Source organism: Acidovorax sp. DMC1, assembly GCF_056314325.1.
On the sequence record NZ_JBQUYO010000011.1, the window covers coordinates 109,885 to 124,281 of the forward strand.

11 protein-coding genes are annotated in these 14,397 nt (G+C 62.0%); all 11 read right to left on the minus strand.

The genetic code is table 11. The annotated features are described in order from the left end of the window. Positions 1–5: 5 nt before the first annotated feature. The 11 genes from ACT531_RS20080 to ACT531_RS20130 all read right to left on the minus strand — a co-directional run bounded on the left by ACT531_RS20080 (position 6) and on the right by ACT531_RS20130 (position 14,343). Positions 6–653 (minus strand): MlaC/ttg2D family ABC transporter substrate-binding protein, encoded by a 648-nt coding sequence (locus ACT531_RS20080; protein ID WP_476018553.1) that lies wholly within the window; start codon positions 651–653, stop codon positions 6–8. Positions 654–802: 149 nt separating this feature from the next. Next, on the minus strand, positions 803–1,600 hold the full coding sequence (locus tag ACT531_RS20085) for an MlaA family lipoprotein (RefSeq protein ID WP_476018554.1): 798 nt from the start codon (positions 1,598–1,600) through the stop codon (positions 803–805). Continuing rightward, positions 1,597–2,085, minus strand: coding sequence for an outer membrane lipid asymmetry maintenance protein MlaD (gene mlaD / locus ACT531_RS20090; RefSeq protein ID WP_015012671.1), 489 nt, complete (start codon positions 2,083–2,085; stop codon positions 1,597–1,599). Before mlaD ends, ACT531_RS20085 begins: the two co-directional genes overlap by 4 nt. A 35-nt stretch (positions 2,086–2,120) precedes the next feature. Then, a complete protein-coding gene (gene mlaE, locus ACT531_RS20095) occupies positions 2,121–2,903 on the minus strand; it encodes a lipid asymmetry maintenance ABC transporter permease subunit MlaE (protein WP_476018555.1) in 783 nt (260 codons plus the stop codon). Beyond that, the gene (locus tag ACT531_RS20100; protein ID WP_209817662.1) at positions 2,900–3,718 is read right to left on the minus strand and encodes an ABC transporter ATP-binding protein; all 819 of its coding nucleotides are present in this window, start codon (positions 3,716–3,718) and stop codon (positions 2,900–2,902) included. Before ACT531_RS20100 ends, mlaE begins: the two co-directional genes overlap by 4 nt. A gap of 299 nt (positions 3,719–4,017) precedes the next feature. Beyond that, entirely contained in the window at positions 4,018–5,496 is a 1,479-nt protein-coding gene (locus ACT531_RS20105; protein WP_110959743.1) for a glutamate synthase subunit beta, read from the minus strand. Between the two features lie 48 nt (positions 5,497–5,544). Beyond that, positions 5,545–10,278, minus strand: coding sequence for a glutamate synthase-related protein (locus ACT531_RS20110; RefSeq protein ID WP_476018556.1), 4,734 nt, complete (start codon positions 10,276–10,278; stop codon positions 5,545–5,547). A gap of 170 nt (positions 10,279–10,448) precedes the next feature. Further along, positions 10,449–11,156, minus strand: a complete 708-nt coding sequence (locus tag ACT531_RS20115) for a transposase (RefSeq protein WP_476018557.1) — start codon at positions 11,154–11,156, stop codon at positions 10,449–10,451. Positions 11,157–11,298: 142 nt separating this feature from the next. Next, a complete protein-coding gene (locus ACT531_RS20120) occupies positions 11,299–12,234 on the minus strand; it encodes a class I SAM-dependent methyltransferase (protein WP_476018558.1) in 936 nt (311 codons plus the stop codon). Further along, positions 12,231–12,893 carry a DUF1415 domain-containing protein gene (locus tag ACT531_RS20125; protein WP_476018559.1) on the minus strand — a complete coding sequence of 221 codons (663 nt, stop codon included), beginning with the start codon at positions 12,891–12,893 and terminating at the stop codon, positions 12,231–12,233. Before ACT531_RS20125 ends, ACT531_RS20120 begins: the two co-directional genes overlap by 4 nt. Before the next feature lie 274 nt (positions 12,894–13,167). After that, positions 13,168–14,343 carry a deoxyguanosinetriphosphate triphosphohydrolase gene (locus tag ACT531_RS20130; RefSeq protein WP_476018560.1) on the minus strand — a complete coding sequence of 392 codons (1,176 nt, stop codon included), beginning with the start codon at positions 14,341–14,343 and terminating at the stop codon, positions 13,168–13,170. Positions 14,344–14,397 lie beyond the last annotated feature (54 nt).

The following is a 14,397-nucleotide window of genomic DNA, read 5'->3' on the forward strand; positions in this document are numbered from 1 at the left end:
GGCTGTCAGCCCTTGGCTGTGCCCGCATTGGTCTTGTTGCGGGCGGCCAGTGTGTCGATCAGGCCTTCAATGCCCTTGGCATTGATCTCCTGCGCGAACTGGCCACGGTAGGTTTCCACCAGCCAGACACCCAGCACATTCAGGTTGTAGATCTTCCAGCCTGCACCATCGCCAGGAGTCTTTTCGAGGCGATAGTCGAGCTGGATGGGGTCGCCCCGGCCCACGATTTCGGTGCGGACAAGCACGTCCTTGTCTTCGGCGGCGGCGCGCAAGGGTTTGACCTGGATGGTCTGGTCGTTGACCTGGGCCAGCGCACCGGCATAGGTACGCACCAGCAGGATCTTGAACTCGTCCTGCAGGCGCTTTTGCTGCTCGGGCGTGGCCTGGCGCCAGCCGGGGCCGACGGCAGCTGCCGTCATACGGCGGAAGTTGACGTTGGGCATCACCGTTTTATCGACCAACGCAATCACCTTGCTCAGGTCTCCGGCCTGGATGGCCTTGTCGGACTTCACCGTGTTGAGGACATCGGCGGACAGCCGCTTGATCAGCGCATCGGGTGCCTCATCGGCCGCCACAGCGGACAGCGGCAGGTTGAACGCGGCACTGGCTGCAATGCAAAGGGCAGCACGGCCCAGGGAACGTCGGTTCATCATCTTCTCGGCTTTCATCGGTGCGGGCTTGTGCCCGTCAAATCATTGTGGGGGTGTGGGCTGGCGGGCATGCGTCGCAGCGGTTGCGGGTTGCAAGCAAGTGCAACAGGGCCAGGCCCGTGGCGGAGCATGGTGCCCCGCCTGGCAGGCCATCAGCGGGGAGGCTCTTCCGGCAGTACGCCGTTGCTGGCGCCGCCGTCGTCCTTGCCGTCGGGATTCTGTGCCTCACCGGCATGGCTGCGCACTTGCAGGTACACGTCACGCGTAAAGCTGTATTTGTCGAGCGCGGCACTGTCGAGCACCGAGCTGGCGCGCAGCAGGTTGGCCCGCGTGTCCACCACGCGCAGGGCATACAACGAGTTGCGGGCAGAGACCGGGTCCACATAGCTCACTACATTGCCCTTCATGTCCACCGGCAGAGCGAACGTGTCTCGGATGGTGGAAGGCCCCAGGATAGGCAGCACCAGATACGGGCCCGTGCCCACGCCCCAGCGCCCCAGGGTCAGACCGAAGTCCTGCTTGTAGCGGTCAATGCCCAGCTCGCTGGCGATGTCCAGCAAGCCCCCCAGACCCATGAAGGTGTTCACATTGACCCGCATGAAGCTCGACGCAGCGGCTTCGCCGCGCAGCTGCAGCACGTTGTTCACGAACGACCAGACATCGCCCAGGTTTGCAAAGAAGTTGCTGACCCCCGTACGCACGGGCGCGGGCGTGACCTCCTTGTAAGCCGTCGCCACGGGCTTGAGCACCATGGCATCGACCTGTTCATTGAAGTTGGTCATGCTGCGGTTGTAAGACTCCAGCGGGTCGCGGGGGTCAGGGTTGGCCACCGTGGCGCACCCGGTGAGCAGCACGGCCCCCAGCAGCAGCGCCAGGCCTGTCGCAAGGCGGGAAACGGACCACCTGTCACCAGCGATGCTGGCGCGGAATGTAAGAAGTGAATGCATCATTTTTTGCCACCTGTCCCTGCAGGTTTTGCGCCGTCTTCGGCTTTGCTGTAAAGAAATTGTCCGATGAGGTTCTCAAGCACCACCGCCGACTGGGTGGACGTGATCGTGTCGCCCGCTGCCAGGTTTTTTTCGTCGGCACCGGCCTCGATCCCGATGTACTGCTCACCCAGCAGGCCGCTGGTCAGGATCTTGAGGGAGCTGTCCTTGGGAAACGCGTAGCGGTCCTCCATGGCCAGCGTGACGCGCGCCTGGAAGGTCTTGTCGTCAAAAGTGATGGACTCCACGCGCCCCACCACCACCCCGGCGCTGCGCACTGCTGCCTGGGGCTTGAGGCCGCCGATGTTGTCAAACTTGGCGGTGATGCGGTAGCCCGAATGGAATTGCAGGCTCAGCAGGTTGGCTGACTGCAGCGCCAGAAACACCAGTGCCACCGCGCCCAGCATCACGAAGAGCCCTACCCACAGATCGTTTTTGGAACGTTGCATACCTTTGATTCCTAGAACTGCCAGCACCGCCAGCGTCAGATACTGAACATCAGCGCAGTGAGCACGAAGTCCAGTGCCAGCACCGCCAAAGACGCCATGACCACGGTGCGCGTGGTGGCGCGCGACACCCCTTCGGGGGTGGGTTTGGCGGCGTAGCCCTGCAGCAGCGCCACAAAAGTTACCGTGAAGCCAAAGACCACACTCTTGAGCACGCCGTTGCCCAGGTCCTTCCAGACATCCACCCCGCCCTGCATCTGGCTCCAGAACGCGCCGGGGTCGATGCCGATCATGAGCACCCCGACGATCCATCCGCCGATGATGCCCACCGCACTGAACACCGCCGCCAACAGTGGCATGGTGATCACACCGGCCCAGAAGCGGGGCGCAAGGATGCGCTGCACCGGGTCCACGGCCATCATCTCCATGGCGCTGAGCTGCTCACCCGCGCGCATCAGGCCGATTTCGGCCGTGAGCGATGTGCCCGCGCGTCCCGCAAACAACAGCGCCGTGACCACAGGCCCCAGCTCGCGCACCAGGCTCAAGGCCACCAGCAGGCCCAGCGCCTCGGACGAGCCGTAGCGCTGCAGCGTGTAGTAGCCCTGCAAGCCCAGCACAAACCCGACAAACAGGCCCGACACGGCGATGATGGCCAACGAATAGTTGCCCAGAAAATGCACTTGGTCGCGCACCAGCGCGGGCCGCAGAAACGTGGCACCCAGCAACCGCACCAGCCGCCCGAACAGCCGTGCGCCTATACCGATATCGGCGAGCTTGTGGCGCACCGCAAAGCCAACGTCGGAGGGCTTGTACCAGCTCACAGCGCACGCCCTCCCACTGGTCCAAAATCCTCCGCCACGGCAGGGCCGGGGTAATGGAACGGCACAGGCCCTGCAGGCAGGGCATTCACAAACTGGTGCACCAGCGGATCGCGGCTGGCAAGCACCTCTTCGGGCGTGCCTTGGGCTGCCACCACGCCTTCGCCCAGGATGATCACGTGGTCCGCCAGGCGGAAGGTCTCTTCCAGGTCATGCGACACGACGATGCTGGTGAGCCCCATGGCGTCGTTGAGCTGACGAATCAGCTGCGCCGCCGTCCCCAGTGAAATAGGGTCCAGGCCCGCAAAGGGCTCGTCGTACATGACCAGCTCCGGGTCCAGCACGATCGCACGGGCCAGCGCCACGCGGCGCGCCATGCCGCCCGAGATCTGGCTGGGCATCAGGTCACGGGCTCCACGCAGACCCACCGCGTGCAGCTTCATCAGCACCACATCGCGAATCAGGTCTTCGGACAAATCGGTGTGCTCACGCAGCGGAAACGCCACGTTCTCGAACACGCTGAGGTCGGTAAACAGCGCCCCGAACTGGAACAGCATGCCCATGCGCCGGCGCGCGGCATACAAAGCCTGCACGTCCATGCGCCCGACGTCCTGGCCGTTGACCAGCACTTGGCCGCTCTGGGCCTTGTGCTGCCCTCCGATCAAGCGCAGCACGGTGGTTTTGCCCCCCCCTGATGCCCCCATCAGCGCCGTGACCTTGCCGCGCGGAACCGCCAGCGTCACGTCGCGCAGGATCACGCGGTCACCGTACGAAAAGGTGACGTTGCGCAACTCGGCAAGAAAGGAGGACTCGGCCATGCAAGAAGGAGTGATCGGAATTCGGGCCTGCCAAAACACCACCCGCCCCCCGAAAAACGGAGCGCAGATGGTAGCTGAAGACACAAACATACATTCACGTATGTTTGTAAAGAAAAGCACAACAGGCAGAGCCCCACCCCTTGGGACCGAGGCAAGCCCGGATTGACAGAAGCCCTGATTGTGCCAACAAAGCCTCCCGAAGGCTGACGCCCGGTCATTGCCACAGCTTGAGGCCAAGCCCCACCAATACAAACGGCGCCCGAAGGCGCCGTGACCGTGAGGGTGCGCAATGCGCAGGATCAGCGTGGCAGGTCCGAGTAACCCATCAGGAACTCGTCCACAGCGCGCGCAGCCTGGCGGCCTTCGCGGATGGCCCAGACCACCAGCGACTGGCCGCGACGAATGTCGCCGGCCGCAAACACCTTGGGCACGTTGGTGGCGTAGCCACCTTCGAAGTCGGTCGTGGCACGGGCATTGCCACGGGCGTCCTTCTCCACGCCGAACGCGTCCAGCACCGGGGCCACCGGGCTCACGAAGCCCATGGCCAGCAGCACCAGGTCGGCCTGGTAGTGCTTCTCAGTGCCGGGGATCTCCACCAGCTTGCCGTCCTTGAACTCGACCTGCACGGTAGTCAGGCCCTTGACCTTGCCCTTTTCGCCGACGAACTCCTTGGTGGAGATCGCGAACTCGCGCACGCAGCCTTCTTCGTGGCTGGAGCTGGTGCGCAGCTTCAGCGGCCAGTAGGGCCAGGTCAGGGGGCGGTTTTCCACTTCGGGGGGCTGGGGCATCACCTCGAACTGGGTGACGCTGGCCGCACCATGGCGGTTGCTGGTGCCAACGCAGTCGCTGCCGGTGTCGCCGCCACCGATCACGATGACATGCTTGCCCGTCGCCGTAATCTGGCCCTTGAGCTTGTCGCCCGCGTTGACCTTGTTCTGCTGGGGCAGGAACTCCATGGCGAAGTGAATGCCATCGAGCTCGCGGCCAGGCACGGGTAGATCGCGCGATTGCTCGGCGCCACCGGTCAGCAGCACGGCGTCGAACTCTTTGTTCAACTGCTCGGGCGTGATGGTTTCCTTGGCCCAGTTGGTGACCTTGGAGTCCTTGCCCAGACCGTCCTTGGCAGCGCCCACGAACACGCTGGTGCGGATGACTACGCCTTCGGCTTCGAGCTGCTTCACGCGGCGGTCAATGTGCGACTTCTCCATCTTGAAGTCGGGGATGCCGTAGCGCAGCAGGCCGCCCACGCGGTCGTTCTTTTCAAACAGCGTGACGCTGTGGCCTGCGCGGGCCAGTTGCTGGGCAGCGGCCAGGCCTGCGGGGCCAGAGCCCACCACGGCCACCTTCTTGCCCGTCTGATGCTTGGCGGGGCGCGGTTGCACCCAGCCTTCGGCCCAGGCACGGTCGATGATCGCGTGCTCGATGGACTTGATGCCCACGGCGTCGTCGTTCACATTGAGCACGCAAGCTGCCTCGCAAGGCGCGGGGCAGATGCGGCCGGTGAACTCGGGGAAGTTGTTGGTGCTGTGCAGCACCTCGATCGCGCTCTTCCAGTCCGCGTGGTACACGAGGTCGTTGAAGTCCGGAATGATGTTGTTCACCGGGCACCCGTTGTTGCAGAACGGCGTGCCGCAGTCCATGCAGCGCGCGCCTTGCACCTTGGCCTGGCTTTCGTCGAGGCCGATGACAAATTCCTTGTAATGCTTCAGGCGCTCGGGCACGGGCTTGTAGCCCTCTTCGATGCGCTCGTATTCCATGAAGCCGGTAGTTTTTCCCATGACGATGTCCTTGTCTATGAATGCTGTGCGAAGGGGGATGGCGCCGCCTTACTTGGCGGGAGCCACTTCTTTTTTGGTAGCAGCTACCGCTGGTGTAGCGGACTCCTCCAGCACTTTTCGTTCATAAATTTCAGCCAAAGCACGCTTGTACTCGGTCGGGAAGACCTTGACGAACTTGCTGCGCGAAGCGGCCCAGTTGTCCAGCAGCTCGCGGGCGCGCTTGCTGCCTGTCCAACGGTTGTGGTCTTCCAGCAGCTTCTTGAGCTGGGCCTCGTCCGTCTGGCCGTTGTGCCAGATCGAGCGGGGCACCGTGGCTTCCTGCTCGGTGGCGGGCAAGATGCGCTCCAGCGTCACCATCGACAGATTGCAGCGCGTATCGAACTGGCCATCTTCGTCATAGACGTAGGCCACGCCGCCGCTCATGCCGGCCGCGAAGTTGCGGCCTGTCTTGCCGAGCACGACGACTGTACCGCCGGTCATGTACTCGCAGCCATGGTCGCCTGTGCCTTCAACAACAGCCGTGGCACCCGACAGACGCACGGCAAAGCGCTCGCCAGCCACGCCACTGAAGAAGGCCTCACCGGTGGTGGCACCGTACATCACGGTGTTGCCCACGATGGTGTTGCGCACGGCCTCGCCCCGGAAGTCGATGCTGGGACGCACGATCACGCGGCCGCCCGACAGGCCCTTGCCGGTGTAGTCGTTGGCATCGCCAATCAGGTACAGCGTAATGCCGCGCGTCAGGAACGCCCCGAACGACTGGCCGCCCGTACCTTCGAGCTGGATGCGGATGGTGTCATCAGGCAAGCCCTCGGGGTGCACACGGGTGACCGCGCCGGACAGCATCGCGCCGACCGAACGGTTCACGTTGCGCGCCACTTCGATGAACTGCACGCGCTCGCCCTTTTCGATGGCGGGCTTGCTGCGCTCGATGAGCTTGCGGTCCAGCGTGTGCTCGATGTTGTGGTCCTGCACGTCCACGTGGAAGCGGGGCACGTCGGCGGGCACGTTGGGCTGAGCGAACAGGCGGCTGAAGTCCAGGCCGCGTGCCTTCCAGTGTTCCAGGCCCTGGCGCATGTCGAGCAGGTCGGTGCGGCCGATCAGGTCGTCGAACTTGCGGATGCCCAACTGGGCCATGATCTGGCGCACTTCTTCCGCGATGAAGAAGAAGTAGTTGACCACGTGCTCAGGCTTGCCCGAGAACTTCTTGCGCAGCTCGGGATCTTGCGTGGCCACGCCCACGGGGCAGGTGTTGAGGTGGCACTTGCGCATCATGATGCAGCCCTCGACCACCAGCGGAGCGGTGGCGAAGCCAAATTCATCCGCGCCCAGCAGCGCGCCGATAGCAACGTCACGGCCCGTCTTCATCTGGCCGTCGGCCTGCACACGAATGCGGCCGCGCAGGCGATTCAGCACCAGGGTCTGCTGGGTTTCGGCCAGGCCGATTTCCCACGGACCGCCCGCGTGCTTGATGGACGACCAGGGCGAAGCGCCCGTGCCGCCGTCATGGCCGGCGATCACCACGTGGTCGCTTTTGCACTTGGCCACGCCTGCGGCGATGGTGCCCACGCCCACTTCGGACACCAGCTTGACGCTGATACCGGCATGCGGCGCCACGTTCTTCAGGTCGTGGATCAGCTGGGCCAAGTCCTCGATGGAGTAGATGTCGTGGTGTGGTGGGGGCGAGATCAGGCCCACACCGGGCACGCTGTGGCGCAGCTTGCCGATGTAGTTGGAGACCTTGCCGCCAGGCAGCTGACCACCTTCACCGGGCTTGGCGCCCTGGGCCATCTTGATCTGGATCTGATCGGCCGACGAGAGGTATTCCGCCGTCACCCCAAAGCGGCCGGAAGCCACTTGCTTGATGCGGCTGCGCAGCGAATCGCCGTCTTGCAAAGGCAGATCGACCTCCACGTTCTCAGCGCCGATCACGCTCTTGAGGCTGTCGCCCTTCTTGATCGGGATGCCCTTGAGTTCGTTGCGGTAACGCGCGGCGTCTTCACCACCTTCGCCTGTGTTGCTCTTGCCGCCGATGCGGTTCATGGCCACGGCCAGCGTGGCGTGCGCCTCGGTGGAAATAGAGCCGAGCGACATGGCGCCCGTAGCGAAGCGCTTGACGATTTCCTTGGCGGGCTCGACCTCGTCGATCGAGATCGCCTTGGACGGGTCGATCTTGAACTCGAACAGGCCGCGCAGCGTCATGTGGCGCTTGCTCTGGTCGTTGATGATCTGGGCGTATTCCTTGTACGTGTTCCAGTTGTTGGCACGCGTGCTGTGCTGCAGCTTGGCAATGGCGTCAGGCGTCCACATGTGGTCTTCGCCACGGGCGCGCCAGGCGTATTCGCCTCCGGCATCCAGCATGGTTTCGAGCACAGGGTCGTCACCAAACGCGGCCTTGTGCATGCGGATGGCTTCTTCAGCGATTTCGAACACGCCAATGCCTTCCACGCGGCTGGCGGTGCCGGTGAAGTACTTGCTCACGGTCTCCGTGTTCAGGCCGATGGCCTCGAACAGCTGGGCGCCGCAGTAGCTCATGTAGGTGCTCACGCCCATCTTGGACATGATCTTGGACAGGCCCTTGCCAATAGCCTTGACGTAGTTGTAGATGGCCTTGTCGGCCGACAGGTCGCCGCCCAGGTCCTTGTGCATCTCGGCCAGGGTTTCCATGGCCAGGTAGGGGTGCACAGCTTCTGCGCCATAGCCAGCCAGCACGGCAAAGTGGTGCACCTCGCGCGCCGTACCCGTTTCGACCACCAGGCCCGCCGTGGTGCGCAGGCCCGCGCCCACCAGGTGCTGGTGGATGGCCGACAGCGCCAGCAGCGCGGGGATGGCCACTTGCGTGGCGCTCACGGCGCGGTCGCTGATGATGAGGATGTTGGCACCGCCCTTGATGGCGTCCACAGCCTGCGCGCACAGCGAGGCCAGCTTGGCTTCCACGCCCTCACGGCCCCAGCTCAGCGGGTAGGTTATGTCGATGGTCGCGCTCTTGAACTTGCCTTGCGTGTACTTCTCGATGTCGCGCAGCTTGGCCATGTCGGCGAAGTCAAGCACAGGCTGGCTCACTTCGAGCCGCATCGGCGGGTTGACCTGGTTGATGTCCAGCAGGTTGGGCTTGGGGCCGATGAAGCTGTTGAGCGACATCACGATCGCTTCGCGGATCGGGTCGATCGGCGGGTTCGTCACCTGCGCGAACAGCTGTTTGAAGTAGTTGTACAGCGGCTTGTTCTTGCCCGAGAGCACGGCCAGCGGGCTGTCGTTGCCCATGGAGCCGATGCCCTCTTCGCCGTTCTTGGCCATGGGCGCCATCAGGAACTTGATGTCTTCCTGCGTGTAGCCAAAGGCCTGCTGGCGGTCCAGCAAAGGCAGGTCAGCGGCCTGGGGCGCGGCAGCCTGGGCACCGGTTTCGATGCTGTCGAGCTTGATGCGCAGGTTTTCGATCCACTGCTTGTAGGGCTTGGTGTTGACGATGTTGGCTTTCAACTCGTCGTCGTCGATCATGCGGCCTTGTTCTAGGTCGATCAGGAACATCTTGCCGGGCTGCAGGCGCCATTTGCGCACGATCTTGTTCTCAGGCACGGGCAGCACGCCCGATTCCGAGCCCATGATGACCAGGTCGTCATCGGTGATGCAGTAGCGCGAGGGGCGAAGGCCGTTGCGGTCCAACGTGGCGCCGATCTGGCGGCCATCGGTAAACACGATGGAGGCGGGGCCATCCCAAGGCTCGAGCATGGCGGCGTGGTACTCATAGAAAGCGCGGCGGCGCTCGTCCATGGTGGTGTGCTGCTCCCACGGCTCGGGGATCATCATCATCACAGCCTGGCTGATGGGGTAGCCGGCCATGGTCAGCAGTTCGAGGCAGTTGTCGAACGTGGCCGTGTCGGACTGGTCGGCAAAGCTGATGGGGTAGAGCTTTTGCAGGTCGGCCGCCAGCACGGGCGATGCCATCACGCCTTCGCGGGCCTTCATCCAGTTGTAGTTGCCCTTGACGGTGTTGATTTCACCATTGTGCGCCACATAACGGTAGGGGTGGGCCAGCGGCCACTCGGGGAAGGTGTTGGTGGAGAAACGCTGGTGCACCAGGCCGATGGCCGAGACGCAGCGCTCGTCCGACAGATCCTTGTAGTACACGCCCACCTGGTCGGCCAGCAGCAGGCCCTTGTACACCACCGTGCGGCTGGACATGGACGGAACGTAGTATTCCTTGCTGTGCTTGAGCTTAAGGGCCTGGATGTTGGCACTGGCCGTCTTGCGGATCACGTACAGCTTGCGCTCCAGCGCGTCCTGCACGATCACGTCGTTGCCACGGCCGATAAACACCTGGCGCAGGATGGGCTCCTTCTTGCGCACGGTGGGAGACATGGGCATGTCCACATTGACCGGCACGTCGCGCCAGCCCAGCAGCACCTGGCCTTCGGCCTTGATGGCGCGCTCCATCTCCTGCTCGCAGGCCAGGCGGGAAGCGTGCTCCTTGGGCAGGAAGATCATGCCCACGCCGTATTCACCGGCCGCGGGCAAGGTCACGCCTTGCTTGGCCATCTCTTCCCGGTACAGCGCGTCAGGGATCTGGATCAGGATGCCGGCGCCGTCGCCCATCAGCGGGTCGGCACCCACCGCACCACGGTGGTCGATGTTTTCCAGAATCTTCAGTGCCTGCGTCACGATGTCGTGGCGCTTGATGCCCTTGATGTGGGCCACAAACCCGAGGCCACAGGCGTCGTGTTCGTTACCCGATGAATACAAACCGTGTTGTTGCAGATGCTGGATCTCGGCAGCCGTGGTCATGGCGCACTCCTATATTTTTCGCAGGGGAGCCGAGATTAGTGCATTGCAGCATAAGTTGGCAAGCAAATTAAATAGGGTCAGATTCTCATTTATAAAATCCCATGCACAACAAGATAATTATTGGGGACATATCAAAAATAATAGCAATTAAGCCATGTAGCACCTTCGCATCAACCTTCTTTAGCTATGTTTTTGACACTTCGTGGCCTGCCAGGCGCCCCCCGGGTGACACGGCGCGGCGTTTGCAGTTGAAGCCCTTCCAGGAACTCCGTATCACCCAAGGCCCACCCGCTGAGTGCCGAATCGGTCAGCGACGTTTGCATCGCTGCCCCCAAACCAGCCTGAACCAGCGCTGCGTATGCCGCCTCCCGCGCAAACGGGGTGTTGCCCAAAGCCCAGTACAGCGCATGTGGTGCCAGCCACCGGTCGTTTCGCAAGCCCACCCAGTGCGCATGGCTGGACCAGGCGTAGTCCGCAGGTTGCTGCACCAACCCGGCCCGCACAGGGTTGAGATCCAGATACACCATGCATGCCAGCAAATATCGTTCCGGCTGCAATACGGTGGACCGGTACCGCCCCTCCCAGAGGGTGCCCGTACGGGCGTATCGGCGATTGAAATACTGCACATACCGCCGGCCCACCGCCTGCATCATCCGGGGCAGGCCGTCTTGCGTCGTCGGAGTGACGAGCAAGTGGAAATGGTTGTCCATCAGTACATAGGCATGGACCGCCACTGTCTCTTTGGGTGCGCCGTCTTTCAACAGCGTCAGCAGTGCCGCGAAATCATCAGCGCCGTGGAAGATGGGTTGGCGGTTGTTACCCCTCAGGATGACGTGGTGCAGATGACCTGGCAGGGTCAGGCGTGGCAGGCGAGCCATGGTTTTGAGTCAGAGGTAGGATGCCCGCGATCATAGACCTGTCCCTTATTTGAATGGGATGTGGCAACACACAGCATCCACACTTGCCCAAGGAAAGCACCCGCCTGCTGCAGAACCGGGCGGGCTCGCTGTGGGGGTGCTGTCAGAGGGAGGCCGGGTTGCTTTCCAGGCCTGTCATCGCATCCACGCCAAAGCGTGCGCCCATGACTTTCTCCAAACCAAATTCTGCAAGGAGCGCCCGCAAGCGCTCGGCCGCACTGCGCTTTTTATGGCCGGTGTAACGCGCAATGATGAGTTCGTTTTTCATGCTGTGCTCCCACCCCACCAGCTCGGTCACGGTAACTTGGTAACCGCTGGCCTCCAGGTACAGGCAGCGCAGCACATTGGTCACTTGGCTGCCCAGTTCGCGGGTGTGCAGCGGGTGGCGCCACAGCTCCGCAAGTGGGGTACGCGCCAACTGAAGGGCCTTGCCCTGGCGCAGGCAGGCCGCCATTTCGGCTTGGCAGCAAGGCACCAGAACCATGGCCTGGGCCTTCTTTTGCAGCCCAAATGCGATGGCGTCATCGGTAGCGGTATCGCAGGCGTGCAAGGCCGTGACCACATCGATCTGGTCAGGCAACTCCCGGGCGTCGGCAGATTCAGCCACCGACAGATTCAGGAACGACATGCGCTCGAAATGAAGCCGTTGCGCGAGCGCGCGCGACTTCTCTACCAGCTCCGCCCGCGTTTCCACCCCGTAGATGTGCCCGTGGCCCAGTGCCTTGAAATACAGGTCGTACAGAATGAAGCCCAAATAGGATTTGCCCGCGCCGTGGTCCGCCAGTGTGGGCCCATTACCCTGCACAGATAGCTCTGTCAGCAAGGGCTCGATGAAATTGAACAGGTGGTACACCTGCTTGAGCTTGCGGCGCGAGTCCTGATTGAGACGGCCATCCCGGGTGAGGATGTGCAGTTCTTTGAGCAGTTCTACCGATTGGCCTGAACGCAATTCCTGCAGCTCAGCACCGTCGCTCTTGGGTTTGCTCGGCTCGCGGATGGGCTTGCCGGTCGTCACTGCAGATGTCTTCTTTTTATTCATACCCTGGGGCCTCGTGTTGGCGGAATGTCATAGCTGGCGACAGTGGCTGCCATGCTCTCTCCGCCGTTTTCATGAGGGCCCACGTCCAGCGCCAGCCAACCGGCCATGCCCATCTCTTCCAGCACTTCCATGTTGCGCTCGAAGATGGCTTCCGCCTCGGGGAAGACTGACACCGCCCGGTCGATACTGGCTTCGCGCAGCAAATGCAGCGTGGGATACGGAGCGCGGTTGGTGCAATTGGTCACGTCGTCCGCATCGGTGCCTGCGAACTGAAACTGCGGATGAAAGCTTGCGACCTGCAGCGTGCCCTCCAATCCCATAGCGTGCACCACGTCGTCCACATCCCTCAGAAAATCATTGAAGTCTAGGAAATCCTGCAAGCAATGCGGCACCACCACCAACGTGGTGTCCCTGACTTCAGCGGGTGCGTTAGCAAGCCCCTGGAGTTCTTCGCGCAGCGCCGCCAGCACATCCTCAGCAGTCGTAGCCAAGGTCACCACATGATGAATTTGTCCTTTGACATGCACCGACTTGGCAAAGGGACAGAGATTCAACCCAATGACGGCCCTCTCCAACCAGCGCACAGTGTCCTGGACGTAGGTATCTATGGATTCAGAGTAGGGAAGCGCCTTTGCGGCGTTGGTGGCGGAGGATGTCATGGGCGCGCGCAAAAGCGCAAGGGTAGAGGTGGGATTTTATCGGTGTGAGTTATTAGCGGATCTCGCGATAGCGGCGGCCCACCGTAGAGCCTGATCGCTCCGTCGGGAGACGCTCAACCCGGATAAGAAACGGCAGTAGTAACGAATGCACATGCACACGCAAGGCATGGTCCAAGCGGCAGTGGCTACCGCAACCTGAATATTGCGCAACGCCAGCGACGAGCGGCATTCAAACCAACTGCAACTCACCCCTTACTACGATCCTGACCGGGTGCTATTCCTGCAACAAGCGACGCCCTGTAAGACGCTCATGTTCCCGCACCGCAAAGCGATCCGTCATTCCAGCAATAAAGTCGGCCACCACCCGCGCTCGCCCGTACCTGTCGCCCTCTAAGGCTCGCGCGGTAAAGGTAGCCTTCATTTCTTCAGGCCGCGCCATGTAGGCATCGAACAAGTCACGCACGATTTCTTGAGCATGGCCCGTAGTCTCCATCACCCTGGGATGCCGGTAGAGATGCTTGAAGAGGAATCGTTTGAGTGTGGTGGAGCGTTCACGCATCTCGCCACCAAAGGTCACGAGAACTGGCAGCCTCCGCACCTCATCGGGATGGGCCGGCGCTTGCTCTTGTAGTGCGGCTTTAGTGGTGTCAATGACGTCGTACACCTGCGCGCTGAGCATCCGCCGGATGGCCTCGTACAACAAGCGACGTTGCATTGATGGCGCGCTGAGGTCAGGATGTTGGCTCTGCGCTGACCAACGGTATGCGTCAAACAAAGGTACTTCTTGCAACTGCGCCAAGGTAATCAACCCAGAACGCACACCATCATCAACATCGTGCGCGTTGTACGCAATCTCGTCTGCCAGATTGCACAACTGAGCCTCCAAGCTCGGCCGCTCATTGCGCAAAAAGCGCGCACCGACTCCGTTGGGCTCCAAGGCCTCCAACTGCAAAGCATGAGTGCGTGAGCAGTGTTTGAGAATCCCCTCCCGGGTCTCGAACGTGAGGTTGAGTCCGTCGTAAATTGGGTAACGTTCTTCTAGCTGGTCCACTACCCGCAAACTCTGCAAGTTGTGCTCGAAGCCCCCGAAGTCAGCCATGCAGCCATTCAAGGCGTCTTGACCCGCATGCCCAAACGGGGTGTGCCCCAAATCATGGGCCAGAGAGATAGCCTCTACCAAGTCTTCGTTGATCTGCAACGAACGCGCAATAGACCGCCCGAGTTGCGCGACCTCTAAAGAATGGGTCAGCCGGGTCCGAAACAGATCTCCCTCGTGGTTCAGAAAGACTTGCGTCTTGTAGACAAGCCGACGGAATGCGGTGGAATGGACGATGCGGTCGCGGTCGCGCTGGTATTCGGTCCGGGTAGGCGCATGATGCTCGGGGTAGCGCCGCCCCCTCGTCGTGTCAGGATGGCACGCAAATAGAGAAAAACCAGATGATGCTGTCAAAGCAATCGCTCGTCTTTAGCAGACAGCCTAAATAACGGTCAAAAGAAACACTTC